A 25,881-nucleotide genomic window follows, 5' to 3' on the forward strand; every position below is an offset into this window, starting at 1 on the left:
CGATGGTAGTCGTGCCGGGGGACACAGGTGTCCGCGCGGGTGCAGGATGTGAGTCGTGCATCCCTTGATCACTCCTGAGGCCCTCTCCGACGCGCTGAGTGCGCGGCCGGCCACCGTCGTGCTGGACGTCCGGTGGCGTCTCGGTGGACCACCCGGACGCCAAGACTACGAGGTCAGCCACGTGCCTGGCGCGGTGTACGTGGATCTGGACACCGAGTTGTCGTCTCCGCCTGGCGTCGGCGGCCGGCATCCGCTGCCGGATCCGGGGCAGCTGCAGGAGGTGCTGCGCCGCGCGGGCGTGCGCGAGGGCGGCCAGGTCGTGGCGTACGACGCGGGGGACGGCTCGGTCGCCGCGCGGGTCTGGTGGCTGCTGCGGTGGGCCGGGTACGGCGAGGTGGCGGTGCTGGACGGCGGGTTCGCCGCGTGGGAGGCGGCCGGCTTGCCCGTGACGGCGGAGGTGCCCACGCCCCAGAAGAGTGACGCCGCGGGTGATCCAGAGGGCGGCATCGTGGGTGATGCCGCCGGCGACGTGGTGGTGCGGCCTGGGCAGATGCCGGTGCTGGACGCGGACGAGGCGGCGGCGCTGGCGCGGGAGGGTGTGCTGCTCGACGCGCGGGCGGCGGCGCGCTACCGCGGTGAGACCGAGCCGGTGGACCCCAAGGCCGGGCACATCCCGGGCGCGCTCAACGCGCCTACGACCGGGCACGTCGGTGCCGACGGGCGGTGGCTCGGTGCGGCCGAGCTGGCTGAGCGGTTCAGGGGCATCGGCGTGTCGAGCGACGTGGCCGTGGGGGCGTACTGCGGGTCTGGTGTGACGGCCTCGTCCGTCGTGCTGGCGCTGGAGGTTGCCGGGATCACATCGGCCGAGAAGCCGGCGGCGCTGTACGCCGGGTCGTGGTCCAACTGGTGCGCCTTGGACCGGGATGTCGCCACCGGCGCCTGAGGTGACGACCACCTGAGGTGACGGCCGATGCCTGCTGTGACCGATGCCTGCTGTGACCGAAGCCTGACGCGATGGGTGCCTGACCTGACGGGCGCCTGGTCAGGCCGGTGTGGGAAGAAGTGCCGCTGGTGGACCTGATGTGGGCAGTACTGGCGTCGGCAAGGCCGGCGCACGCGGAACTACGGCGGCTGGCGAGCCGGGCCAGGCGTGGGTAGGCCTTGTGGAGGCCAGGCTCGGGTGACTTAGGGCGGTCGGGCCCGGTGGGGGTCAGGCGTTCGGGATGCGTTCGAAGCCTTGGGTGGCGAGTTTCAGGGCCGCGGCGCAGGTGTCCAGTTCCTCGATGGCGAGGACGCTCACCGAGAAGGCCGGGGTGATGGCGGCCGGGTCGTCGGTCAGCATGACGGTGACCTGGCAGTCCTCTTTGGAGGCGCTGACCTGCCAGGCGGTGTTGCCGCCGATTTCGATCTGCTTCTTCTCGCCGTCCTGGTCCACCACGTCCGGGACCGTGACCATCTGGGTGATGACGGTCGAGGGGCCGGTGGTGGTGTGGATGCAGCCGCCGTCCGCCGAGGACTTGCCGCCGGTCGCGGCTTCGATGTCAGCGGCTTTGAGGACGCCGCAGGTTTCGAGGCCGGTGACCTTCTTCTTGGTCGTGATCTTGACGTCGCCCTGTTGTTTGGGGGCGGTGGGGTCGGCCGGCTTGGAGGCCGAGGTGCTGGTGGACGGCTTCTTCGGGGTGGTGGTCGCGGGGGCCTCGGCGGCGTTGGGGTCGGCCGAGGCGGCGCCCTTGATCTGCTCGCTGCAGCCCGTGACGGCGGCGAGGGTCAGGGTCAGCGATAGGAGGATTGCCGCTGCTCGCAGGTGCATGTCGCCTCTGACCCCTGTTCGATGGGAATGGTTCCGCGGGTGCGTGCCGGTGGGGCGGGCTCGCGAGTGGGCACTGTAGGCGGCATCGGTTGGCTGGGCACGGGGTGGCGGTGAACGGGCTACCGAGATGTGACCCTCAGGGACGTGATCACCGGTTGGGCCGATCGGTGGGTAGGTTGCTGGGCATGGGTAAGCCAGCCGCTGTTGTCTGGGATCGGTCCTTCCTCGGGTACGACCTCGGTGGCGACCATCCGCTGAATCCTGTCCGGCTCGATCTCACCGTGCGGCTCGCGACGGCGCTCGGAGTGCTCGAGGGCGTTGAGCTGCGGGTGCCTGAGGCGGCCAGCGATGAAGAGATCGAGTTGGTGCACAAGCCCGGGTATTTGAGTGCGGTGCAGGCTGCGCCCACGGCCGGGTGGGATGTCGGGCACGGGCTGGGGACGCCGGACAATCCCGTGTTCGAGCGGATGCACGAGGCTTCGGCGTTGGTGGTGGGCGGGTCGCTGGCGGCGGCGCGGGCCATTGCGTCCGGTGAGGCGGATCGGGCGGTCAACATCGCCGGTGGGCTGCACCACGCGATGCCCGACAGCGCGGCTGGGTTCTGCGTCTACAACGACTGTGCGGTGGCCATCGAGTGGCTGTTGCGCAACGGAGTGGAGCGCATTGCGTACGTGGATGTCGATGTGCACCACGGGGACGGGGTGCAGACGGCGTTCTGGGACGACCCGCGCGTGTTGACGGTGTCGTTGCACCAGCATCCGATGAGCCTGTGGCCGGGGACCGGGTGGGCCGGCGAGGTCGGTGGCGAGGGAGCCGAGGGGGCGGCGGTCAACGTCGCGTTGCCGGCGGGGACGAAGGACGGGGCGTGGTTGCGGGCGTTTCACGCGACGGTGCCGGCGTTGCTGAAGGCGTTCCGGCCGCAGGTGCTGGTCACGCAGTGCGGTGTGGACACGCACAAGGAGGACCCGCTCGCGGACCTGTCGCTGAGCGTGGACGGGCACCGGGCGATCTACCAGGCGTTCCGGGAGCTGGTGAACGAGCACGGGTTCAAGTGGCTGGCGCTCGGCGGTGGCGGGTACGAGCTGCTCAGGGTCGTGCCGCGGTCGTGGACGCACCTGCTGGCCACGGTGCTCGACCGCGATGTGGATCCGAACCGGCCGTTGCCCGCGGACTGGATGGCGCATGCGACACGCATCGCACCCGGCTGGCCGTTGCCTGCGTCGATGACGGATGAGTGCGACCCTGGGCACCAGCCGTGGGGCGGCGACGTGGAGGAGCCGGTGGACAAGGCGATCCGCGACACGCGCCGTGCGGTGTTCCCGTTGCACGGACTTGATCCCGACGACCCCAGGGACTGAAATCCAGTGCCAGAAAACGGCCCAGAAGTCGCGCCGGGCAGAGATCCGTTCGACTTTCCCCGGCAGTGGGAGGCGGACGTCGTCCTCAGCGACGGCGGCACCGTCCACCTGCGACCGATCACGCCGGACGACGGTGAGAAGCTGCGGGAGTTCCACGGGAGGCTGTCCGAGCGGACGCGGTACTTCCGCTACTTCGGGCCCTACCCGCGGATCCCGCAGCGCGACCTCGAGCGGTTCAGCACCGTCGACCACCACGACCGGGTGGCGCTGATCGCGTTGCTCGGCGACGACATCGTCGCGGTCGGCAGGTTCGACCGGCTCCCAGGTGATGATCGCCGGGGAGAGTCGGCCGAGGTCGCGTTCGTCGTCGAGGACGGGCACCAGGGGCGAGGGCTGGGCAGCATCCTGCTGGAGCATCTCGCGGCCGCCGCGAAAGAGGTCGGACTCGTGCGGTTCGAGGCCGAGGTGCTGGCGGAGAACGGGCAGATGGTCCGGGTGTTCCGCGACGCCGGCTACCAGGTCAGCAGGGCGTTCGAGGAGGGCGTGCTGCACCTGGAGTTCGCGATCGACCCGACCGACGAGTCCGTCGCCGTCGCCAGGGCCCGCGAGCAGGCCGCCGAGGCCCGCAGCGTGCACAACCTGCTGCACCCGAAAAGTGTCGCCGTCATCGGCGCGTCCACCGACCCCACCAAGATCGGCCACGCGGTCCTCAAGAACCTCCTCGAAGCCGACTTCAACGGCCCCGTCTACCCGGTCAACGCCGAGCACCGCGCGGTCCGGGGGGTGCGGGCCTATCCGACCGTGCTCGACATCCCCGACGACGTCGATCTCGCCGTCGTCGCCGTCCCCGCTGCCAGCGTCGACGAGGTCATGGACGCGTGCCTGGCCAAGGGTGTGAAGGCGCTCGTCGTCGTCAGCAGCGGCTACGGCGAGACGGGTCCGGACGGGCTGTCAGCCGAACGCAGGCTCGCGGCCGAGGCGAGAGCGCACGGCATGCGTGTCGTCGGCCCGAACGCGCTCGGCGTGCTCAACCTCGACCCCAAGGTCAGGCTCAACGCGAGCCTCGCCCCGAAGCTCCCCACGAGAGGCCGTGCGGGCTTCTTCTGCCAATCCGGCGCCCTCGGCACCGCGATCCTGGCCAACGCCGCCGGATGGGGTCTCGGGCTCTCCACGTTCGTCTCGGCGGGCAACCGCGCCGACGTCTCCGGCAACGATCTGCTGCAGTACTGGGAGACCGACCCCGCCACCGACGTCGTCCTGCTCTACCTGGAGTCGTTCGGCAACCCGCGCAAGTTCGCGAGACTCGCCAGAAGGCTCGGCCGCACCAAGCCCATCGTCGCGGTCAAGTCCGGCCGCCACGCCGTCGTCCCCGGCCTCGCCGCCACCGCCGCGAAGGTCGACGAGGCGAGCGTCCAGGCGCTGTTCGAGCAGGCCGGCGTGATCAGGGTCGAGACGCTGGCCCAGATGTTCGACACCGCGCTCCTGCTCGCCCACCAGCCGCTGCCCAAGGGCAAGCGCGTCGCCGTCGTCGGCAACTCCACCGCCATCGGCCTGCTCGCCGCCGACACCCTCCTCGCCCAGGACCTGGACCTCGCGGGCGACCCCGTCGACGTCGGCGCCCAGGCCACCCCGGAGGAGTTCGCCAAGGCCGTCCAGGAGGCGCTCAACCGGCCGGACACGGACGCCCTCGTCGTCGTGTTCGTGCCACCGATCGCCGTTCCCGGCGCCGCCTATGCGCGCGCACTCAAGGAAGCCGCGCACGGCACGAAACCGATCGTCTCCACGTTCCTCGCCGTTGAAGGCATCCCGGAGGAGCTCAGGATGCCCGGACGAGGCTCGATCCCCAGCTACGCCAGTCCCGAACGCGCCGTGCTCGCCCTCGCCCGCGTCATCCGCTACGCCCGCTGGCGCGCCGCACCCCAAGGCCACTTCACGCGCCCGGAAGGCATCGACACCGAACGCGCCCGGTCCATTGTGGACAACCCGGAGTCCGAACGGCTGCTGGACGACCTCAAGGCCGTCGAACTGCTGGACTGCTACGGCATCGACGTCGTCCCGTTCCGCATCGCCCACAGCGCCGAGGAAGCAGCGAAAGCCGCCGACGAGCTCGGCTACCCGGTCGCCATGAAGGCCACCACCGAACGCCTCCGCCACCGCACGGATCTCGTCGGCGTCAGACTGGACATCGCGCAACAAGAATCGGTCAAGGCGGCATACCACGACCTCGCGGAACTGAGCGGCAAACCGGGCGTGTACGTGCAACGCATGGCGCCCAAGGGAGTCAGCTGCGTCCTCGGCCTGCAGGACGACCCGAGCTTCGGCACGTTGGTCTGGTTCGGACTGTCCGGTCTCGTGAGCGACCTCCTCGGCGACCGCGCCTACCGGGCGGTACCCCTCACCGACACCGACGCGGCGGAACTCGTTGCCGCACCGAAAGCCGCCCCGCTGCTCACCGGTTACCGCGGCGACGAACCCGCGGACCTGAAAGCACTTCAGGAACTGATACTCCGTTTGGCCGCACTGGCGGAGGACCTCCCGGAGGTCCGCTCACTCAAGCTGGAACCCGTTCTTGCTTCTGCCGCAGGGGCTTTCGTCAGCAGCGCGCGCATCGTCATCGGCCCACCTCCGTCCCTGCACGACGCCGGTCCGCGCCGCTTGCGCTGATCGGGGTACGGCAACGATTCCGTCGTCTCATTCGCTCCGGGGTATGGACATGCGTCCGATCGCCGCCTAGGTTTCCCGGCATCGCCCAGCAGCGTCACCGATGATGCGCTGGCGTATGCCCGTGATTCCGTGCTGTAAGAGGGACGAATGACGCCGAGAGCGCTCCTCCGCCTGCTGGCGACAACAAGTGCGGCTGTGCTGCTCCTTTCCTCGTGCGCGAGCGCCGACGAGAACACGATCGTCGGCAGGGCCAGCAAGAACGACCGCCTGACCATCGCCGTCTCGTACGACCAGCCCGGCATGGCGGTGCGCAGGCTCGACGGCAGCTACCGCGGGTTCGACGTCGACGTCGCCAAGTACATCGCGAACGAGTTCGGCGTGGAGGAGAAGAACATCACCTGGAGGGAAGCGCAGCCCGGTAACCGGGAGACGCTCCTGACCAGCGGTGAGGCCGATCTCGTCGTCTCCACCTACTCGATCACGGACAAGCGCAAGGAACTGATCGACTTCGTCGGCCCGTACTTCGTCGCCGGCCAGGACCTGCTGGTGCGCATGAACGAGACCCGCATCGACGGCCCGAAGTCGCTCAACGCCAGCCTGCGCCTGTGCTCCACCGCCGGCTCGACGTCCGCCGCCTACGTGCGCGACCAGTTCGCCAAGGACGTGAACCTGGTCGAGTACGCGAAGTTCAGCGACTGCGTCACGGCGCTGCTGGCCAACAACGTCGACGCCGTCACCACCGACGATGTCCTGCTCGCGGGCTACGCGGCCCAGAACCCCGAGCTGCTGCGGGTCGTCGGCGACCCGTTCAGCAAGGAGGAGTACGGCGTCGGCCTGCACCGCGACGACCCGACCAGCAAGTCCAAGGTCCAGGCCGCGCTGCAGAAGATGATCGACACGGGTGCCTGGCGCAAGTCGCTGGAGGCCAACATCGGATCTTCCGGCTACAAGATCCCCGACCCGCCGAAGCTGGCCCCCTGATCACACAAGGTGTGACGTATGCTCACGCCACGTGAACCGAGTGCCGCCGCACCGCGCTGATCGACCCGTTCGCGCGGGCATCCCAGAACACGGCCGTGTCCCGCGCTACTACGCGGTCAAGGCCGAGCTGTTCGACCTCGTCGAGAACCTCGGCGAAGGTACCGTCCTGCCGTCCGAACGAGAGCTCGCCGAACGGTTCTCCGTGTCGCGCGTCACGCTCCGTCAGGCCGTCAGCGAACTGGTGCTCGAAGGCAAGCTGATCCGCCGCCAGGGCAGCGGCACGTTCGTCGCGCCGCCGAAGCTCGTCCAGCCGTTGTCGCTGGTCAGCTACACCGAGGGCATGCGCCGTCAGGGCGTCGAGCCGACCCGCACGGTGATCACGATCGAGGAGATCAGCGCCGACGAGGGGCTCTCGCGCGACCTGATGCTCGAACCGGGCGACCCGGTCGTGCACCTCGAACGCGTGCTGCTCGCCGACGACGAGCGCATCGGCCTCGAGTCGACGTACCTGAGCCTGCGCCGCTTCCCCGACCTCCTGGAGAAGCTCGACCCCGGCGGGTCGCTCTACGCGTGCCTCACCGAACGGCTCGGCGTCCGGTTCGCCGAGGCCGAGGAACGCGTCGAGACGGTCCTCGCCACGCCCCGCGAGGCGTTGCTGATCGGCACGAACCCCGCGCTGCCGATGCTGCTGCTGCACCGCGTGTCCTACGACGTGGACGGTCACCCGATCGAACGCGCCCGTTCGCTGTACCGCGGCGACAGGTTCAGCTTTGTCGCCCGTTTGCACGCGGATCGTTAGGAACAGAACCAGCCCCGCCAGCGTCTGAGGATCATGGCGCTGGAACCGGAGATCGGGCTCGTCGGGAGAGACGACATCACCGCGTTGGTGGAGTCGTTGGTGGAACGCAGGAAACGCGCCACCCTGCCGGTGATCGTCGCGTTCGGCCCCGGTGGCAGCGGCAAGACGTCGCTGCTCGACCACGTCCGGAGGCGTTACCGGGACGCGCCGACGGCCAGGGTCGACCTCGACAAGGCCGGCTCCCGTTCCTGCAAGGACATCCTCGACGTCGCCGCCGAGCAGCTGCGCTCCTACCGGCACGCCGAGTTCGGCCGGATGCGGTTGCCGCGCTACGACCTTGCCCGGCTCGCGCTGCACAACGAGCCCACCGACGACCCGCACCACCGCGCCCGTGAGCTCGCCGCCAAGCAGATGACCCGGCTCGTCGCGGTCGCCGACGCCGCCGAGGTCGTCGAGGTGCTGCCGCCCGCGCAAGGCCTCGGGAAGGTCCTCAGGCCGCTTCTCCTGTGGCTCATCGGACTTTCCGTCGTCGCACCGCGGCCGTTGCGGTGGCTGCTGGGCGGGCCACGCGTCGCGAGTGCGTTGAGGTGGTTCGAGAACTACGTCGGACGGCCGAAGTTCGACGCCGCGCTCGTGCACATGTGGAGCCTCAACCGCGCCGGCGACACGCTGGAGATCGACCGGCTGCTCGTCGCCGCGTTCCTCGCCGACATCACCGCCGCCTACCGGTTCCGCCGCTACCGCAGGATGAACAGCCTGCTGCTGCTCGACGGCGCCGACCTCCTCGACGGCATCGACTCCTATCTGCCACCGAAACGGCCGCGCCCCGCCGCGCGCGCCACCGACTTCCTGAGCCTGCTGGCCGAACGCCGCGCCCAGGAACCGCACGTGCCGCTGCTGGTCATCGCCACCAAGCAGTCGGCTCCTGCCTTGCCCGACTCCCCGGTGTTCAAGCCGGTGCGGCTCGAACCGTTCACGCCGGCGCAGACGCGGCAGTTCCTCGCCGAGTGGAACCGCACCCGCAACAGCACGGTCGAGTCCGAGGCGCTCGTCGAGGAGCTGCACGAGGTCACGCACGGCCACCCGCTCGCCGTGCGGCTCGCCATCCAGCTGGTGCAGTTCGTGTTCGCGCGCGACCAGGTGCTGCCGTCGGTGCGCTCCGTGTTCGACGAACGGCTGCCGGTCGACGAGACCACGACGTTCCAGGACGCCACGGTCGGCGACTACCTGCTTCTCCGCTTCTTCCAACGGATTCCGGGTGCCGAGGAAATGCCGGAGCGCGAGGCGGCGCGCGAGATCTTCGCCCGTCTGGCCGCGCCACGCCTGCTCGACCGGCACGTGATCCGCGCACTGCTGCCCTCGACGTGGTCGGCGGAGAACATGCGCGCTCTGTTGGCGCAGCTCAGTTTCGTCAGCCAGCAGGGCGAGAACTTCGTACTGCATCCCCTTTTGCGCGACCTTCTGGCGCGCAGGCTTCGCGAGGTTCCCGAAGGCCAGCCGTTCTCGCACGTGAACGTCCACCGGCTGCTGAAGGAGCGCTACGACAGCCTCGGGCAACGCGAAGACGCGCTGTACCACGCACTCGCGCTCGGCGAAGTCCACCTCGTCGCGCATCGCCTGCGTCCGCACGTGGACGAGCGCAGCGACCGCTGGATCGCCGAACTGGCCGCGATCGCCGAGGCCCCGATGCCGCCTGGTGAGGGCGAACCGGAGTACGAGGACCAGCCCATCACGTGGTGGGAACGCCTGCGCACCGGGACGAAGCGCAATCTCCACCGTCGCTACGACCGGGTGGTGCGACCGGAGACCGGCCAGTTGGAAGACGCCGTCATCGCGACCTGGGAACTGCGCTCTCGCAGCCGGATCGTGCGCCCGACGGTCGAGATGTACGACCGGGTGTTGCGCACCCACCAGGATCTCCACGGCGCCGAAGAACGCCTGACCGCCTACCGCACAACGAAACGCGCGCTCGAACACAACACACCCGCCTCGCCTCCGGTGTCGCTGCCGCGCTCGTCCAGCATCACCCAGTACCCGTACCCACGGCGTTGGCCCGGCCGTACTTCGTTGCGCCGCGTGGCCGTCTACCTCGTCGTCACGCTGCTCGTCTTGTACGGAGCGGCTTTCTATCTCCAGACGAGCAACAACTGCTTGCGTTATGGCATTTACGAACCCCGCGAGCTCGTCGCGGACCTCGCGGGAAGGAAACCGCATCTGTCCAAAATGGATGGTGTCCAATGCGTTGGCCTGAGCGAGAAACCGGGCAGGTTCGCCTACGGTGACCCGGCGCTGCAGAACAACGACGACGCCGAGGTCGAGGAGCTCGCCAAGCTCATCGCCGAGGAGAACGACCGCGCCGCCAAGGTGCAGGACCGCAGCGTCGTCACCATCGTCGTCGCCACGATGCTCAGCTCCAACGAGCGGGTGAAGCGCGACCTGTCCGCCGGCGTGAACGAGCTGCGTGGCGCGTATCTGGCCCAGCGCGACTGGAACCAGCTGGACGGGCTGGGCCGCAACCCGTTGGTGCGTCTGGTTCTCGCGAACCTGGGCGGCGAGTCCAAGTACGCGGAGAGGGTCGCGGGAGAGATCCGCGCTTATGCCGAGCGCGATCCGAACGTGGTCGCCGTGACCGGCCTAGGGCAGAGCCGCGCCACGACGTTGTCCGCGCTCGGCATCCTGGGGCCGGCGAAGGAACACCCGAACGGCATCCCGATGGTCGGCTCGTCGTTGTCGTCGACGCACTTCAGCCCGAAGCCCTACTTCTTCCGCGTCGCGCCGTCCAACAAGCGCCAGGCCCAGGTCGCAGCGCGGATCATCGACCGGACCGAAGCGTTGCGCGGCCGCCCGTTGCACCTCATGCGCAGCGCCGGGGACGAGTACAGCTCGGATCTCGCCGAGGAGTTCCAAGACGTGCTCAGGCCGGAAATCCACGACTACGACGACACGGCGAAGGAGGTGGCGGCGCAGCTCGGCAGCGTGGTGAAGACGATCTGTCAGAAGTCGCCGAACCCGCTCATCCTCTACACGGGCCGCACGGCGGAGGTCGGCGGGCTGCTGACCGAGCTGAGCCGAAGCAACTGCACCGACCCGGTGGTGTTCGGCGGCGACGACCTGACGCAGCTCGAGACGACGAACTTCACGGATCTGGAAGACATCAAACGATTCGCCGACGGCAGGCTCTACTTCACGACGTTCGCGTGGACGCCCGGCAGCGAGCCGATTCCCCAGCCGACGCAACAGTTCTTCACCACCTACGAGGCCGCGCAGAAGCGACATGCGAGGAAGGCTTTCCTTTCGGGCCCCAACGGACACATTCTTCTCGCTTATGACGCCGTCAGCGTCGTCGCCCGGTCAACTCGCGTTGGGGCGTCACGAGAAGAGGTATTCGACGAGCTGCGCACTTTGAGTGACTTCCCGGGCGCGTCCGGGAGGCTGACGTTCGCCCCTCCCGGCGCGAGCGGCCTGTCCGGCGCGGACCCGGCCGACAAGCTGGTCGTGGGCCAGATCGTCAAGCTGGACAACGGTTTCCTGGTGTCTCGATACGTCGCCCACGAGGGCGCGTAACGGTTCGGCGAAGTGACTGCGGGTCACCGGACCTCTTTTGCGCGCAGGAAGATACCGCCCGTTCGCACTCGTTTCCCGTTCAAGTCGCGGAGGTATTGTTGGTGCTACGAACTCAGGATGACCGCAACGGGGCGGAAGAGCGGGGGTGTGCCGTGTCCTTCAAGGCCGAGTTCCTCGCTGAGCTCGAGGACTGCCTGCGCGGCTACGGCGCGGTCCCGGTGAGCAATCACGACGCGCTGGCGTTGTTCATCGAGTTCGTGCGGGCTCTTCCGGAGAGCGACCAGAAGCTGCGTTGCCTCGAAGGTGTCGATCAGGGTTCCGGGTCGTTCTGGAACAACCCGGCGGTGTGGTGGGAGCAGGTGCCGCGGTTCGGCGCGGGGCTGCCGCGATGCGGGTCGACGGAGTGCCGCAAGCTGCTGGACGACATGCTCGACGAGGCCATCAGCGACGAGATCGACGTGCTGGAGATGGAGATCCGCGAGCTGCCCAGCTAGCGCGGACGTGCCAGCCGGCGCCGTCACCTGTTACGGCCACGGCGCCGGGGCTGCGATTCCTATTTGGCAGCGACGAGCGACTTGAAGAGTTCCCGATAACGGTGGAGGGCCAGTCGCAGGTCCTCTGTCTGCTGGTCGCCGTTCCCCTCGAGCTGCTTCGCGAGTGAACGGTGACGGGTGGTGAGCTCCTCGATCGCCCGCTTCACGAGGTCGTCCGCCTTGCGCACGGCCGCTTTCGGGTCGTCGACGAACTCGTACTGCACGGCCTTCCACTCGTCCTCGAGCTTGCTGGACGGGCGCTGTGCCTCGGTGCGCTGCTGGTCGACGCGCTGGTGTTCAGGGCGCTGTTCCGAACGCTCTTCGCCGCGTCGTTCCTCGCGCTGCTCATTGCGTTGTTCATCGCGCTGCTCGGCACGGTCAGCACCGCGCTGGTCGGCACGCTGCTCGGCACGCTCTGCACCGCGCTGATCGCTGCGCTGCTCGGCACGCTGCTCGGCACGCTGGTCAGTGCGCAGGTCAGTGCGTTGCGACTGCTGCGGCATGCGGTCGGTCGACGGCGTGCGGTCTTCCGCGCGCCCCTCTCCCTGCCGTTCCGTCTGCTGCGGCCGAGTGGCTGCCGGCGTGGGAACCGCCGCGTGGGTGGGCGTCTCAGACATCCGTCTTCTCCTTCCGCGAGGCGGTTTCACGGTCCTTGCGCGGACCCGCCCCGTGTTCGAGCAGGTCGGTGAACAGCTCGCGGTAGTGCACCATCGCGGTGCGCAGGTCTTCTGTGCTCGCCTCGCCGATCTCCTGGCGCTCGGAGATGTCGTGCGCCTTGCGGTAGTGCTCGAGCGTGCGAGCGTGTTCCACCGACAGGACGCTCAGCTGCGCCTCGTAACCCTCGGTGGGGTAGCCGCGCTCGGCCATCAGATCGGTGACCAGTCGGTCGGCGTCCGCGATCGCCTTGTCCGGCGAGTCGACGAACTTGGCCTGCACGTCTGCCCAGTGCCGGCGGTAACTGTCCTGCGCCGACGGGGAAAGCGGCTTCAGGTCGAACTCGCTGTGGCGGTGTTCCCGCTCGGCGAGCTCCTTCTCCGCGGCGGTTCTGCTGTCACTGTCCGAGACCGCGCGGTCGTACTCGGGGCCGAAGCGGTCGCGCAGCTTCTTGCGCTGCATGGCGGGCCTCAGCACGAAGGCGAGGACCACCAGCACCACGAGAATCGCGACCACCAGGGCGATGATGGCGCCCGTTGACATGGAAAACCTCCAAGACAGGCAAATGTCTCTAGCTGTCTGGAGGCTTCCCACGTGCTCACAATGAAAACATCAACCCTTGATACAAACCACCTGCTTGAGCTTCGCGACGATCTCGACGAGGTCGGACTGGTTCGCCATCACGGTGTCGATGTCCTTGTAGGCGCCCGGAATCTCGTCCACCACGCCGGAGTCCTTGCGGCACTCGACACCACTTGTCTGGTCGGCGAGATCCTTGGTGGTGAACGTCTTGCGGGCCTTGTTGCGCGACATCCTCCGGCCGGCACCGTGCGACGCCGACTCGAACGAGTCCGGGTTCCCGAGACCGCGCACGATGTACGAGCCGGTGCCCATCGAGCCCGGGATGATGCCCAGCTCGCCGCGTCCGGCCCGGATCGCGCCCTTGCGGGTCACGAGCACGTCCTCACCGAAGTGCGTCTCCTCGGCCACGTAGTTGTGGTGGCACGAGATCGGCTCCTCGAACCGGACGTGCGGGAACTCGGTGCGCAGCACGTCGCAGACCAGACGCAGCATGACCGCGCGGTTACGGCGTGCGTAGTCCTGCGCCCAGTACAGGTCGTGCCGGTACGCCGCCATCTCCGGCGTGCCGGCGAGGAACACGGCGAGGTCCGGGTCCGGCAGCTCGGCGTTGTGCGCGAGCGTGCGCGCCACCGCGATGTGGTGCTGCGCCAGCTCGTTGCCGATGCCACGCGATCCGGAGTGCAGCATGACCCACACGTTCTGGTCGGTGTCCAGGCAGACCTCGAGGAAGTGGTTTCCTCCGCCGAGCGTGCCCATCTGGTGCAACGCCTTGTCGGCACGCGCCTTCACGGCGGGCGTGAGGTCGTCGAACTTCCTCCAGAACGGCGCCCAGTCGGACGCGTCCCGTTCGGTGAAGGCGGTCGCCTTGTGCTGCCCGAATCCGACGGGAACCTTGGCCTCCATGCGCGACCGCAGCCCACGCAGTGTCTCCGGCAGGTCGCTCGCCGTGAGCGAGGTGCGCACGGCGGTCATGCCGCAGCCGATGTCCACGCCGACGGCAGCGGGGGAGACGGCGTCGCGCAACGCGATCACCGACCCCACCGTGGCGCCCTTGCCGTAATGCACGTCCGGCATCACGGCGATGTGCTTGACGGCCCACGGCAGCGCGGAGATGTTCTGAAGCTGTTGCATGGCGAACTCCTCGACCTCGTCGGGCCGAGTCCACATGCGGATGTCCACGTTCCTGCCGCGGACGAGGTTTGCTGCCATGGCTACGAGGTTAGGCCGCGTTTTGCTTGTTCCACAAAGGAGTTTCCTCCGCACTCACGAACTCCCACGCGCCCTTGCGCACCTTGGCCTTGCTCATGTCGCCACCGAGGTTGCCGACGAATGCGCGCACGGTCGGCAGGTCGTTGACGTCCGCGATGAGGATCGCCTTGTTCTGCAACGTGACGCTGCCGCCGCCGAGCTTCTCGCGCGCGACCGCGTCCTTCAGCAGGCCGTCGCGGACCTGCTGCGCGGTGATGCCGTCGAACTCGACCTGGACGGCGTCGACCTTCGGCGAGTTCGCGGCGAGGAAGCGGAACGTCAGCACCGACTCCTGCCTGAACTGCTTGCTGATCGTCGATGCGGTGTGGCGCAGGCTTTCCTCGCCGAGGGTGACGTCGAACTTGCGGGAGCGTTCGAACGTCGTCTGCTGCAGATCACCTGACCAGAACACGCCGTCGAGCAGCGTGGAGCGGGTGGTGAGGCCGCCGTTCGCGAACACGATGCCGCGGACCTCGCGGTCGAACTTGACCAGCTTGTCCTGCAGGCGCGGGTCGCCCGGATCCGTGATGATCGCGGTGTTGTTCGTCGCGAAGATCTCCGGGCACGGCAGCGGTGCGCCCGCCGCCGTGCCCGTGGAGACCGTGATCGCCAGTACCGACGTGACTGCCACCAGAAGCTTTCGCATGGGGCACAACGTATTGGTCCTGGAGTCGTGCGGCATACCCCGTTCCACTCAGCGGGCCACTGCGCGTTTGTACTGGTAGTTGGCCAGCGGAACGAAGATCAGCAGGAAGACCACCACCCAGCCGAGTGACGCGAGCACCGGGTGCCGCAGCGGCCACACGTCCGGCGCCGGCTGCAGGGGAGAGGTGTTGCCGAACAGCTCACGGGCGGCCAGCGTGACGGCCGAGACCGGGTTCCACTCGGCGATGTGGCGCAGCACCGACGGCAGCTTCTCCGCCTGCACGAACGTGTTCGCGATGTAGGTGATCGGGAAGATGAAGATGAAGCTCGCGTTGTTGAACACCTCGGGACTGCGCACCAGCAACCCGATCCACGCCATCGCCCACGAGAACGCGTAGGCGAACAGCAGCAGGATCCCGACCGCGGCGAGCGCCTCCAGCGGTGACGAGTGGATGCGCCAGCCGACGATCACGCCGGTGATCATCATGATGACGATGACCAGCGCGTTGTTGACCAGGTCGGACGTGGTGCGGCCGACCAGGACCGCCGAGCGGGCCATCGGCAGCGAGCGGAACCGGTCGATGATGCCCTTGGTGATGTCCTCGGCCAGGCCGCTGCCGGTGATGGTGGCGCCGAACAGCACGGTCTGCGCGAAGATCCCGGCCATCAGGAACTCCTGGTAGTCCATGCCGGGAATCTCGATCGAGCCGCCGAAGACGTAGGTGAACAGCAGCACGAACATGATCGGCGCCGCGGTCGAGAACACCAGCAGGTCCGGCACGCGCCTGATCTTGATCAGGTTGCGCTTGGCGACGACCGAGCCGTCCGCGAGTGCTTGGAGCAGCTTCACTTCTCCTCCTCGTCCTCGGCGTGGTGGCCGGTCAGGGTCAGGAACACGTCGTCGAGCGTCGGCCTGCGCAGGCCGATGTCGAGGACCTTCACCGACTCGGCGTCCATCCGCCGGATCGCCTCCACCAGCACCGTCGACCCGCCGGTGACCGGCACAGTGAGGTGGTGCTGGCGTTCGTCGGACTCCAGCGGCCCGACGGCGAGGTCGGCGAGCGCGGACCTGGCCGTGGCGAGCTCCTGCGTCGTCGCGACGGAGAGTTCGAGACGTTCGCCGCCCACCTGGTCCTTCAGCTGGTCGGCGGTGCCTTCGGCGATCACCCTGCCCCGGTCGATCACGGCGATCCGGTCGGCGAGGCGGTCGGCTTCTTCGAGGTACTGGGTGGTGAGGAGAACGGTCGTGCCGCCCTTCACGAGCTCCTCGATGACGTCCCACATGCCTAGGCGCGATCGCGGGTCGAGGCCGGTGGTGGGTTCGTCGAGGAACAGGACGCTCGGCTTCGCGACGAGCGCGCCGGCGAGGTCGAGCCTTCTGCGCATACCGCCGCTGTAGCCCTTCACCGGGCGGTCGGCGGCGTCTTCGAGGTCGAACCGGGTGAGCAGCTCGCGGGCTCGCTCGCGGCTCCTGGCGCGGCCGAGGTGGTACAGACGGCCGACCATGTCGAGGTTCTCGAACCCGGTGAGGTTGTCGTCGACGGCCGCGTACTGACCGGAGAGCCCGATGCTCCTGCGCAGTTCGTCGGCGTTCTTGCGGACGTCGAGCCCGGCGACGGTCGCGCTGCCCTCGTCGGCGTCGAGCAGGGTGGTGAACACCCGCACGGCCGTCGTCTTACCGGCACCGTTGGGGCCGAGCAGGCCCATGATGGTGCCTTCCTCGACTCGCAGGTCCAGGCCGTTGAGGGCGACGACCGACCCGTAGCGTTTGACCAGGCCTTCGGCCACGATCGCGTCTGTCATGGGCGCATCATGACCTCCGGGTCTGACAATTTCGTCCGATTCGCGCCCTGCCTCGGGTGATTGACATGCGGATTGAACGTGAAAATACTTCAGCGTCATGGACCGCGTGTGTGTCATCGGGGCAGGCTCTTCCGGCATCGCCGCATGTCAGGTGCTCAGCGCCCGCGGCATCGACTACGACTGCTACGAGACCGGGTCCGAGATCGGCGGCAACTGGCGCTACCTCAACGACAACGGCATGTCGTCCGCCTATCGCTCGCTGCACATCAACACCTCGCGGCAGATGATGGAGTTCAAGTCCTTCCCGATGCCGTCTCGGCTGCCCGCCTATCCGTCGCACTTCCAGATCGCCGAGTACTTCGACGACTTCGTGAAGCACCACGGATTCCGCGACCGCATCCGGTTCCGGACCGAAGTCGTTTCGGTTTCCGTCGCGTCCGGTGGTTATTCGGTCACCACACGCGATCGCGATACGGGTGCCGAAAGTTCTGTTTCGTACCGCTCGGTCATCGTCGCTTCCGGTCATCACTGGTCGCCGCGTCTGCCCGAGCCCGCGTTTCCCGGATCGTTCTCCGGTGAGGAGATGCACGCGCACTTCTACAAGACGCCGGAGCGATTCGAGGGGAAGAAGGTGCTGGTCCTCGGCATCGGCAATTCCGCGTGCGACATCGCCGTCGAGTCGTCCCGGATCTCTTCCCGGACTTTCCTGGCCATGCGGCGTGGCGCGCACATCATGCCGAAGTACCTGTTCGGGATGCCGACCGACCACCTGACGACCTCGCCGCTCGCCCGGTTCGCGCCCGCCTGGCTGCAGGCGTTGTCCCTGCGGGCGATGTTGCGGCTGGCTCGGGGGAAGCTCTCGTCCTACGGGCTGCCCGAGCCCGCGCACGGGATTCTGGCGGCGCACCCGACCGTGTCCGACGATCTGCTGACCCGGCTCGGGCACGGCGACATCACGGTGAAGCCGAACATCGCCCGGCTGGACGGGACCGGCGTGGTGTTCGCCGACGGCAGCCGGGAGGACGTGGACGTCATCGTCTACTGCACCGGCTACAAGGTCGACTTCCCGTTCCTGGACGCGGCCGCGTTCCCGGCCGTGTCCTCCGCCGACAACGAGGTGTCGCTCTACCGGCGGGTCGTGGACCCCGCGCATCCCGGGCTGTACTTCCTCGGGTTGATCCAGCCCCTGGGAGCGATCATGCCGCTGGCCGAGGCTCAGTCCGAGTGGATCGCCGATCTCGTGTCCGGGGCCGCCGCGCTGCCTCCGGTGCCGGAGATGAAGGCGGAGATCACCTCGTACCGGGAGTCGCTGCGGAGCCGGTACGTGAAGTCGAAGCGGCACACGCTGGAGGTCGACTTCCTCGGGTATCTGCGCGAGCTGGCGGAGGAACGCCGCGCAGGTGCCGCCCGACGCTAGCCCTGCAGGTAGCGCACGATCGCGAGCGAACGCCTGCTGTAGGCGGCGCTGTCGGTGAGGTCCAGCTTGTCGAAGATCGCGTTGACGTGCTTCTCCACGGCGCTGCGCGAGATGCCGAGCGCCTGGCCGACACCGGGGTTGCTGTGCCCCTGCGCCATCTTCTCCAGCACGTCGCGTTCCCGCGCCGTGAGCCGGGCCAGCGGGTCGGTGTGCGTGCTGCGGGTGATCAGCGCGCGGACCACGTCCGGGTCGAACGCCTCGCCGCCCGCGGCCACGCGTTCCAGCGCGTCGAGGAACTCACCGACCTCCAGCACGCGATCTTTGAGCAGGTAGCCGACGCGACCGCCGCCGGTGGCGATCAGTTCGGTGGCATAGCGCTTCTCGACGTACTGCGACAGCACCAGGACACCGGTCCCCGGCCAGCGGTGGCGGATCTCCAGCGCCGCCCGCAGGCCCTCGTCGGTGTGCGTCGGCGGCATCCGGACGTCGGTGAGCACCAGGTCCGGACGGTGCTTCCCGGTCTGCTCGAGCAGCGCGGTGGCGTCGCCGACGGCGGCCAGCACCTCGTGGCCCTCCTCGGCCAGCAGGCGGATCAGGCCCTCGCGCAACAGGGTCGAGTCCTCGGCGATCACCAGGCGCACGGCAGCTCCGCGGTGATCACGGTCGGGCCACCCGGCCGGCTGTCGACGGTGAACACCCCGTCGACCGCGGCCACCCGCCTGGCCAGACCGGAGAGTCCGCTGCCGGACGGGTCGGCGCCGCCGGTCCCGTCATCCTCGATCCGCACGACGACCATGGTGCCCGCACGGGTGACCGAAAGATCGATCCGGGTGGCGCCGGCATGCTTGCTGACGTTCGTCACGGCTTCCGAAGCGACGAAGTACGCGGGGATCTCGACGGTGCTCGGAGCCCGTTCGACGAGCTCGTAGCGCAGGTGGACGGGCACGCCGGAGCGTTCCGCCAGCGACTCGAGGGCGGCGTGCAGGCCGTCGCTGTCGAGCGCGACCGGGTACACGCGCCAGGTCACCTCGCGCAGGTCGAGCAGCACCCGCCCGGCCTCTTCGCGGGCCTGCTCCAGCAGTCGCGCGGCCTGGTCCGGGCGGCGGCTCGCGCGGCCGAGGAGCATTCCGAGCGCGACCATGCGCTGCTGCACGCCGTCGTGCAGGTCGCGTTCGATCCGCCGGCGCTCATCGTTGATCGCCTCGACCACCTCGGCGCGGCTGACGGTGAGCTCGGAGACGCGGCGCCGCAACACCTCCTGCGGGGTGGGGCCGAGGAAGTGGCTCGCCAGGACGCGGTCGAGGTTCTCCACGCCGAGCAGGCCCTGCAGCGTGACGAACACCAGCAGCGTGCCGAACAGGACGAAGGTGATCGGGTCGTACCAGCTCATCTTGTCCTCGCCGGCACCGATCGTGTCTCCGGTGGCCACCATCTGCCACACCATGACCAGCGCGGACACCGCACCGAGGAGAATCAGCACCAGCACGCCCGCGCCGAGTCCGCCGACCAGCCAGCGGACACCCAGGTACCGCAGCGCTCGCTCGCCCGAGTACTCCCCGGCGGTGCGCAGGCCGTGGTAGCGCTCGATCCTCCGGCGTTCGAACTCGGCGAACGCCCTCGCCGCGGTGAAGATCGCCGGCCGCGCCGGTGGCACCGTCAGCGTGGGCAGCACGCAGATCAGGAAGGCGAGCTCGGCGAACGCGCTGACGCCCCCGATCCCCAGCCCGGCCGTCCGGCGCGTGGCGCGGCGCAGCAGGTCACCACTGTCGACCAGCACCTCCGCAGCGTAGCCATCAGCGTTGGTCACTTGCGGGCATCCACTGACCTCCGGTTGCGCAGCCTGGTGATCACGAACCACCCGGTGGCCACGACGACCGCGCCGACCACGACCTGCTGGAAGACACCCGCGTACTCGTCGACCAGGTACCAGTTCGCCCCGAGCAGGTAGCCCGCGACGACGAACACCGTGTTCCACGCCAGGCTGCCGAGCGTCGTCAGCGACAGGAACTTCGCGAAGTTCATCCTCTCCACGCCGGCGGGCAACGAGATGAAACTGCGGAACAGCGGAATCATGCGGCCGAAGAAAACCGCTTTCGAACCGTGCTTCGCGAACCACTGCTCGGTCCTGTCGAAATCCGAGACCTTGACGAGAGGGATCCTGGCCACGAGCCCGCGGGCGCGGTCGCGGCCGAGCAGCATTCCGGCGAGGTACACGACCACGGCGCCGAAGACGGATCCCGCCGTGGTCCAGATCAGCGCCTCCACCAGGCTGAACACGCCCTTGCTCGCGGAGAAGCCCGCGAGCGGCAGCACGATCTCGCTCGGGATCGGGGGGAAGAGGTTGTCGAGCCCCACCACGAGCGCCGCGCCGGGACCGCCGAGCGAACCCATGAGATCGACGGCCCAGCCGGCGAGTCCTCCGGCCGGTTCGTGCGCGTCGGGTACCCCAAGAAGAAACATCGGTGAACTCCCCAAAAATGATTTCTGGCAGGTGATCCAGAATTTATCCGGTTCATTTTGGGTCGCACCATGAAGAAGACCGCCCAATTCACTGCGGTCGTCCGCATGCGTCGTACTGAGGAAGACCGCACCCCCGCAGGTACGGTCGTGGCGTGGCTTCGACGGTTCAGGTGATCGTTCTCAACGGCGGGTCGAGCTCCGGCAAGTCGGGGATCGCGCGGTGTCTGCAGGCCGTGTTGCCGGAGGCGTGGCTGGCGATCGGGGTCGACACGTTGATCGACGTGATGCCGCCGCGGTTGCAGCTCGGGGCCGGCGGGATCGGGTTCGCGGACGACGGCGAGGTCACCGTCGGGGCCGAGTTCCGGTTGCTCGAGGACGCGTGGATGGAAGGGGTCGCCGCGATGGTTCGCGCGGGGGCGCGGGTGATCGTGGACGACGTGTTCCTCGGCGGGATCGAGTCGCGTCAGCGGTGGGAGAAGGTCTTGCGGGGCCTTGAGGTGCTGTGGGTCGGGGTGAGGTGTGACGCCGACGTCGCCGCCGGCCGGGAGCTCGCGCGAGGCGATCGGGTCGCCGGGATGGCCGCGGTGCAGGCCGAGCTGGTGCACCGGGGGATGAGCTACGACGTCGAGGTCGACACCACGGAAACCGAGGCCGTCGAGTCCGCCAAGGCGATCGCGGAAACGGTTGCGGCAAGGGTCACGGGCGCGGCGGATCGTCGTTAGGGGCGCACGAGCCGCCGCCTTGAGGCCAGCAGGACGAGCTGGCGGTCGACGCGCCAGCGGAAGCGACAGTCACGGTCGCCAGGATCGTCCCAAGATCCGTATCCAATATGTTGCCGAGCGAGATCCAGCGGGCGAACACGCACGGCCAGACGTCGCCGGTGGGGGAGATGGCGACGGCACCGTGTCCGCAGCGCCCGCACAGCTGGTCAGGCCCAGGTGAAGCGTTTGCGCCGCGGCCGACCCCGCGCAGGCGGTCGACGCCCACCGAGGAGACGCCGAGACGAGAAAGCTCATCGCGAGCGGCGTGTGTGCGTTGCCGGCCTATGACGTCGGCGGAGCTGACATCGATGACTCCGGCGCGCAACGGGATGTCGCGGCTGACGGCCTCGGCGATGTTGGCTCGGGTGCGCGCGTGGCTGCCGCGCCGGCCGGTGATGGCCTCGTGCTGGGCAGCGGAGTCGGAGTAGTAGCTCGTCGCCAGGCGCACTCCGGGACGGGAGAACGTGTCCCACAGACGCGGGCCGACGTGCACGAGATTGCTGAACACCTCGACCCCGAGACCGGCATCCAGGGCCCGGTCCACGAACGCGGGTAAATCGGAGTGCAATGTCGGTTCGCCGCCGATGAACTGAACCGACCGCGCACCCAGTGAGGCGAGCCGGTCGATGACGCGGAACCAGTCGGATGTTCGCAGCACGCCGTCCGTGCCGCGCGGGCCGGAGTCCGCGTAGCAGTGCGTGCAGCTCAGTTGACATCTGCCGGTGATCTCGAGCCATGCGAAACGCAGGTCGGTCATGTCCCGCTCCCCTGGACGTCGCCGTGCGATGACCATCTTGCCCCGGCGAGTCGCGAATGGAGCTGGTGAATTCGTTTAAACATCGGGCTGCTGTTGAACGGGTGACATGTTTGCGACACGAATCCGGCGGGCGCCTCGCCGGATTGGTGTGAACCGACTGATCAGTCGTCGGTCAGCAGCAGTCGCAACACGTGCAGCAGTCGTCCATTCCCGATCACCTCCCCTCAGGCGGGCACAACGGTGAACAGTCGGTCCCGACCATGTCCACCAGGTCCGAACGGAGTCGCGCGAGCCGTTCCATCTCCGCGTCGATCTCGGCGATGTGCCGGCGCAGCAGCTGCTCGGCCGGTTCGCACGGGCATTCGCCGGTGTCGCGGACTTCCAGCAACGACGAGATTTCGCGCAACGTCAGGCCGAGGCGCTGGCAGTCGCGGATGAACAGGATCCGGTCCGCGGCCGAGGACGGGTACTGCCGATACCCCGACGAAGTGCGCGGCGGCGGCGCGAGCAGGCCCGCGCGCTCGTAATACCGGACGGTGTCGGGCCGGACCCCGACCTGACGTGCGAGCTCGGCGACTCTCATGCACCCAACGCTAAACCTGTGACCGCACTCCAAAGTCAAGCGCGCAAAAAACGGGGCTGCCGACATCACGTCGGCAGCCCCGTCGAGAAACCGCGATCAGTCCACCACGAGCACGCCGTCCACCCGGCGCGGAATGCCCAGCGGGTTCGCGTCCTGCAACTCCGGCGGCAGCAACGCGTCCGGCCACGACTGGTACGTCACCGGCGCGATCCACCGGCGGATCGACGTCGCACCGACGGACGTGTGCAGCGGGTTCGTCGTCGACGGCCACGGGCCGCCGTGGTGCTGACCCCACGCCACCGCGACCCCGGTCGGCCACGCGTTGAAGATGATGCGACCGGCGACGTGCCGCAGGATCTCCGCCACCGCACCGGCTTCCGCGTAGTCCGACTCAGCGGCGTGCACGGTGCCCGTCAACGTGCCCGGCAGCTTCGCCAGCACCGAGTGCAGCTCCGACGGCTCCGAGTACGTCACGACCAGCGCGGCCGGGCCGAAGTGCTCCTCGGTCAGCTTCTCGAGGTTCTCCTCGAACACCTTCACCGGCGTCGAGAACAGCAACGGCGCCACGGCCCACGCCTCATCAGGGCGCACACCGGAAGAAACCACGGAAGCCAGGTCGGACGCGGCGAGGGCGTCCGTGCCCGCCTTGTAGGAGTCGCACATCCGCTCGTTCAGCATCGCGCCACCGGAAGAAGCCGCGACGGCCTCACCCAGCGCCGGCACGATCGACTCGGGCGCGAACACCAGGCCGGGGTTCGTGCAGAACTGCCCGACGCCCATCGTCAACGACTGGGCGAAGCCGGCCGCGATGTCCGGCGTGGCCGCACCCGGCAGGATCACCGTCGGGTTGACGCTGCCGAGCTCGCCGTAGAACGGGATCGGGTCCGGCCGGCCCTGGGCCAGGTCGAACAACGCCCGCCCGCCACCGGTCGACCCGGTGAAGCCGACCGCGCGCACCGCCGGGTGCTTCACCAGCGCGACACCGGACTCGGTGCCGTACACGATGCCGAACACACCCTCAGGCGCACCGGCATCCCGCAACGCGTCCACGACGACCCGCGCGGTCTCGCGCGACGTCGACGGGTGCGCCGAATGTGCTTTCACCACAACGGAACACCCGGACGCGAGCGCGGAAGCCGTGTCACCACCGGCCACCGAGAACGCGAACGGGAAGTTCGACGCGGAGAACACCGCGACCGTCCCGAGTGGACGGAGAACACGCCGCAGCACCGGACGCGGCGGGATGATGTCCGGGTTCGCCGAGTCCAAAGTGGCCTCGACGTAGCTGCCCTCCCGCAACACCTCCGCGAACAACCGCAGCTGGTTCGTCGTGCGCTTCAGCTCGGTCGTCAGCCGCGGCACACCCAGCGCCGTCTCGCCGTCAGCCGTCTCGACGAGCAACGACGACTCGGCGTCCAGCGCGTCCGCGACCTTCTCCAGCACGACAGCGCGATCCGCCGCCGGAACGACCGACCACGCCGAGAACGCGGTGGCCGCGGCGGAGGCGATCCGGTCCACCTCGCTGTCGGGGGTCTTCGCAACCGGTTCGCCGAACGGCTCACCGGTGCGCGGGTTGTATCCCTGAACGACGTGGCTCAACGCCCTGCCTCCTTGACTGCCGTGTCGAAATCGGGGCCGCACCAGGCCCCGCCCACGTACTTCGCCGCGTACGACGAGGGGTCGAGCTCACCGCCGTGCTGCTCCAGCACGGCCGCCGCGTACTCCTCGGAGTCGTCCTGCGGCTCGTAGCCGATCGCGCGGGCCTCGTCCAGCGAGAACCAGCCGCGCTTGTTGTTCGAAACGCCCCACACGATCCGGAATCCCGGCGACGCGACGGAAAGACACGCCTCGAACAGGCGCGCGCCGTCGTCCGGCGACATCCACGTCGACAGCATCCGCACGTCGCGCGGCTTCTCGAAGCACGAGCCGATGCGCACCGCGATCACGTCCATGCCGTAGCGGTCGGCGTAGAGCGACCCCAACGCCTCCAGCGCCACCTTGGACACACCGTAGTAGGTGTCCGGGCGCGGGAAGAGGTAGTCACCCGCCTCGCCGTTGGCCCGCTCGACATACCCCACCGCGTGGTTGGAACTGGCCAGGACCACCCGGCGAACCCCGGCGCGGCGGGCGGCTTCGAGCAGCGTGTGCGTGCCGTCGATGTTGACGGAAAGAATCTTCTCCCACGCCTCTTCCAGGCTGTGGCCGCCCAGGTGGATCACGGCGTCGACGTCCTTCATCGCCGCCTCCATCGCGGCCATGTCGGTCACCGACGCCTGGACGATTTCGACGTTCTCGCCGTCAGCGGCCGCGGGAAGCTCCGCGATGTCCAGCAGCCGCAGGACACGGCCGTCCGCCGCGAGGCGAGAACGCATGAGCGTTCCCACCCCGCCACCGGCGCCGGTGATCAGGATGCGTGCGGTCACGGGATGGACCCCTCCGTCGTGTGCAGATGTTTCAGTAAACCTTTTCACCTACCGAACTGGCGGAGAAGCTCGGTGATGGTCCGGGCAGCGTCCAGCAGAGCGGAGATGACCTGCCGCTCGTGCTCGGGGTCCAGTCTGCCCAGTGGGACCGAGCAACTCATAGCGTCCAGAACGGGGTTCCTGTACGGCAACGCCACGGCGAAACAGCCCAGTCCAGGGGTGTTTTCCTCGCGTTCGTGCGCATAACCGACATTCCGGAAACCGGCGAGCTGCTCGTGCAACGCCGCCCGGTCGGTCACCGTGTTCGGGGTCAGCGGCGCCAGCACGTCGGGCAGGAGCAGGTCGACCTCCTCCGGTGTGCGCGTCGAGAGCACGGCCTTGCCCAGTGATGTCGAGTGCGCGGGCAGCCGGCGGCCGACGCGCGAGACGACGCGCAGGTGGTGCTCGGACTCGCGGCTCGCCAGGTAGACGACGTCCGCGCCGTCCAAACGGGCAAGGTGGACCGTCTCGTTGATGTCCTGCCGCACCTGCTCCATCACGCGGATCGCCGCGCGCACCACCGGGTCGTGATCCAAATAGGACGTACCGACGAGCAGTGCGCGCACACCGATGCCGTACGTGCCGCGGTCGGAGTCGACCTCCACCCAGCCGCGCGCGACCAGCGTCTGCAGCAGCATGTAGAGGCTCGACTTGGGGTAGCTGAGCTCGCGATGGAGCTCCGTGAGCGTCAGCCGGCGGTCCGACGCGGAGAGCACTTCGAGCAGCTCAACCGTGCGGTCGGCGGACTTCACCGCACCCGGACGAGCAGTGCCCTTGTCGATCGGCGACGCCACCTGGCC

At 68.6% G+C, this 25,881-nt stretch carries 24 protein-coding genes; 9 read left to right on the plus strand and 15 right to left on the minus strand.

The features are described 5' to 3' along the window. The first annotated feature begins 55 nt into the window (after positions 1-55). On the plus strand, positions 56-943 hold the full coding sequence (locus tag ABZX92_RS11520; protein ID WP_355556788.1) for a sulfurtransferase: 888 nt from the start codon (positions 56-58) through the stop codon (positions 941-943). A gap of 267 nt (positions 944-1,210) precedes the next feature. Here the strand turns inward: ABZX92_RS11520 and ABZX92_RS11525 are convergent, their stop codons facing one another. Further along, positions 1,211-1,810 carry a hypothetical protein gene (locus ABZX92_RS11525; RefSeq protein ID WP_355556789.1) on the minus strand — a complete coding sequence of 200 codons (600 nt, stop codon included), beginning with the start codon at positions 1,808-1,810 and terminating at the stop codon, positions 1,211-1,213. 185 nt (positions 1,811-1,995) lie between these two features. Between ABZX92_RS11525 and ABZX92_RS11530 the strand changes: the two genes are divergently transcribed. The 6 genes from ABZX92_RS11530 to ABZX92_RS11555 all read left to right on the plus strand — a co-directional run bounded on the left by ABZX92_RS11530 (position 1,996) and on the right by ABZX92_RS11555 (position 11,670). Then, complete coding sequence (locus ABZX92_RS11530) at positions 1,996-3,168, plus strand: acetoin utilization protein AcuC (RefSeq protein WP_355556792.1); 1,173 nt, start codon at positions 1,996-1,998, stop codon at positions 3,166-3,168. A gap of 6 nt (positions 3,169-3,174) precedes the next feature. Continuing rightward, positions 3,175-5,832 (plus strand): GNAT family N-acetyltransferase, encoded by a 2,658-nt coding sequence (locus ABZX92_RS11535; RefSeq protein ID WP_355556794.1) that lies wholly within the window; start codon positions 3,175-3,177, stop codon positions 5,830-5,832. A 147-nt stretch (positions 5,833-5,979) separates the two neighbouring features. Continuing rightward, entirely contained in the window at positions 5,980-6,813 is an 834-nt protein-coding gene (locus tag ABZX92_RS11540; RefSeq protein ID WP_355556797.1) for a glutamate ABC transporter substrate-binding protein, read from the plus strand. 31 nt (positions 6,814-6,844) lie between these two features. Continuing rightward, a complete protein-coding gene (locus ABZX92_RS11545) occupies positions 6,845-7,612 on the plus strand; it encodes a GntR family transcriptional regulator (RefSeq protein WP_045309440.1) in 768 nt (255 codons plus the stop codon). A 33-nt stretch (positions 7,613-7,645) separates the two neighbouring features. Further along, on the plus strand, positions 7,646-11,176 hold the full coding sequence (locus ABZX92_RS11550) for a hypothetical protein (RefSeq protein WP_355556801.1): 3,531 nt from the start codon (positions 7,646-7,648) through the stop codon (positions 11,174-11,176). A gap of 152 nt (positions 11,177-11,328) precedes the next feature. Continuing rightward, positions 11,329-11,670, plus strand: a complete 342-nt coding sequence (locus ABZX92_RS11555) for a hypothetical protein (protein ID WP_355556803.1) — start codon at positions 11,329-11,331, stop codon at positions 11,668-11,670. A gap of 59 nt (positions 11,671-11,729) precedes the next feature. Here ABZX92_RS11555 and ABZX92_RS11560 read toward each other — a convergent pair whose 3' ends face one another. The 6 genes from ABZX92_RS11560 to ABZX92_RS11585 all read right to left on the minus strand — a co-directional run bounded on the left by ABZX92_RS11560 (position 11,730) and on the right by ABZX92_RS11585 (position 16,641). Further along, entirely contained in the window at positions 11,730-12,326 is a 597-nt protein-coding gene (locus ABZX92_RS11560) for a hypothetical protein (RefSeq protein ID WP_355556806.1), read from the minus strand. Further along, positions 12,319-12,906 carry a hypothetical protein gene (locus ABZX92_RS11565; protein WP_355556809.1) on the minus strand — a complete coding sequence of 196 codons (588 nt, stop codon included), beginning with the start codon at positions 12,904-12,906 and terminating at the stop codon, positions 12,319-12,321. Before ABZX92_RS11565 ends, ABZX92_RS11560 begins: the two co-directional genes overlap by 8 nt. Positions 12,907-12,975: 69 nt before the next feature. Beyond that, the gene (locus ABZX92_RS11570) at positions 12,976-14,154 is read right to left on the minus strand and encodes an RtcB family protein (protein WP_355556812.1); all 1,179 of its coding nucleotides are present in this window, start codon (positions 14,152-14,154) and stop codon (positions 12,976-12,978) included. A 10-nt stretch (positions 14,155-14,164) separates the two neighbouring features. Continuing rightward, entirely contained in the window at positions 14,165-14,839 is a 675-nt protein-coding gene (locus ABZX92_RS11575) for a hypothetical protein (protein ID WP_355556815.1), read from the minus strand. Positions 14,840-14,887: 48 nt separating this feature from the next. Beyond that, complete coding sequence (locus tag ABZX92_RS11580) at positions 14,888-15,688, minus strand: ABC transporter permease (protein WP_355556818.1); 801 nt, start codon at positions 15,686-15,688, stop codon at positions 14,888-14,890. Next, a complete protein-coding gene (locus tag ABZX92_RS11585; RefSeq protein ID WP_355556821.1) occupies positions 15,685-16,641 on the minus strand; it encodes an ATP-binding cassette domain-containing protein in 957 nt (318 codons plus the stop codon). Before ABZX92_RS11585 ends, ABZX92_RS11580 begins: the two co-directional genes overlap by 4 nt. Positions 16,642-16,738: 97 nt before the next feature. Here ABZX92_RS11585 and ABZX92_RS11590 point away from each other — a divergent pair, with 97 nt between their 5' ends. Further along, on the plus strand, positions 16,739-18,058 hold the full coding sequence (locus ABZX92_RS11590; RefSeq protein ID WP_355556824.1) for an NAD(P)-binding domain-containing protein: 1,320 nt from the start codon (positions 16,739-16,741) through the stop codon (positions 18,056-18,058). Here ABZX92_RS11590 and ABZX92_RS11595 read toward each other — a convergent pair. The 3 genes from ABZX92_RS11595 to ABZX92_RS11605 are packed head-to-tail and all read right to left on the minus strand — an operon-like array spanning position 18,055 to position 20,518. Further along, a complete protein-coding gene (locus ABZX92_RS11595; RefSeq protein ID WP_355556827.1) occupies positions 18,055-18,699 on the minus strand; it encodes a response regulator transcription factor in 645 nt (214 codons plus the stop codon). The genes ABZX92_RS11590 and ABZX92_RS11595 overlap by 4 nt on opposite strands. Beyond that, complete coding sequence (locus ABZX92_RS11600) at positions 18,687-19,835, minus strand: histidine kinase (RefSeq protein ID WP_355556830.1); 1,149 nt, start codon at positions 19,833-19,835, stop codon at positions 18,687-18,689. The genes ABZX92_RS11595 and ABZX92_RS11600 overlap by 13 nt, the downstream gene beginning before the upstream one ends. Before the next feature lie 26 nt (positions 19,836-19,861). Further along, on the minus strand, positions 19,862-20,518 hold the full coding sequence (locus ABZX92_RS11605; RefSeq protein WP_355556833.1) for a DedA family protein: 657 nt from the start codon (positions 20,516-20,518) through the stop codon (positions 19,862-19,864). Between the two features lie 152 nt (positions 20,519-20,670). On the opposite strand from ABZX92_RS11605, the gene cpt reads away from it, so the two are divergent. Continuing rightward, positions 20,671-21,240, plus strand: a complete 570-nt coding sequence (gene cpt / locus ABZX92_RS11610) for a chloramphenicol phosphotransferase CPT (protein ID WP_355556836.1) — start codon at positions 20,671-20,673, stop codon at positions 21,238-21,240. Here cpt and ABZX92_RS11615 read toward each other — a convergent pair. The 5 genes from ABZX92_RS11615 to ABZX92_RS11635 form a co-directional block, all read right to left on the minus strand. After that, a complete protein-coding gene (locus ABZX92_RS11615; protein WP_355556838.1) occupies positions 21,215-22,036 on the minus strand; it encodes a radical SAM/SPASM domain-containing protein in 822 nt (273 codons plus the stop codon). The genes cpt and ABZX92_RS11615 overlap by 26 nt on opposite strands. Positions 22,037-22,250: 214 nt before the next feature. Beyond that, positions 22,251-22,619, minus strand: a complete 369-nt coding sequence (locus tag ABZX92_RS11620) for a heavy metal-responsive transcriptional regulator (RefSeq protein WP_355556841.1) — start codon at positions 22,617-22,619, stop codon at positions 22,251-22,253. 96 nt (positions 22,620-22,715) lie between these two features. Then, the gene (locus ABZX92_RS11625) at positions 22,716-24,218 is read right to left on the minus strand and encodes an aldehyde dehydrogenase (NADP(+)) (protein ID WP_355556847.1); all 1,503 of its coding nucleotides are present in this window, start codon (positions 24,216-24,218) and stop codon (positions 22,716-22,718) included. Then, complete coding sequence (locus tag ABZX92_RS11630; RefSeq protein WP_355556849.1) at positions 24,215-25,042, minus strand: NAD(P)-dependent oxidoreductase; 828 nt, start codon at positions 25,040-25,042, stop codon at positions 24,215-24,217. The genes ABZX92_RS11625 and ABZX92_RS11630 overlap by 4 nt, the downstream gene beginning before the upstream one ends. A 44-nt stretch (positions 25,043-25,086) precedes the next feature. Further along, positions 25,087-25,875, minus strand: coding sequence for an IclR family transcriptional regulator (locus tag ABZX92_RS11635; protein ID WP_355556852.1), 789 nt, complete (start codon positions 25,873-25,875; stop codon positions 25,087-25,089). Between the last annotated feature and the right edge of the window lie 6 nt (positions 25,876-25,881).

This window comes from Lentzea sp. NPDC006480 (assembly GCF_040611995.1).
In the GTDB taxonomy this organism is placed as follows: Bacteria; Actinomycetota; Actinomycetes; order Mycobacteriales; family Pseudonocardiaceae; genus Lentzea.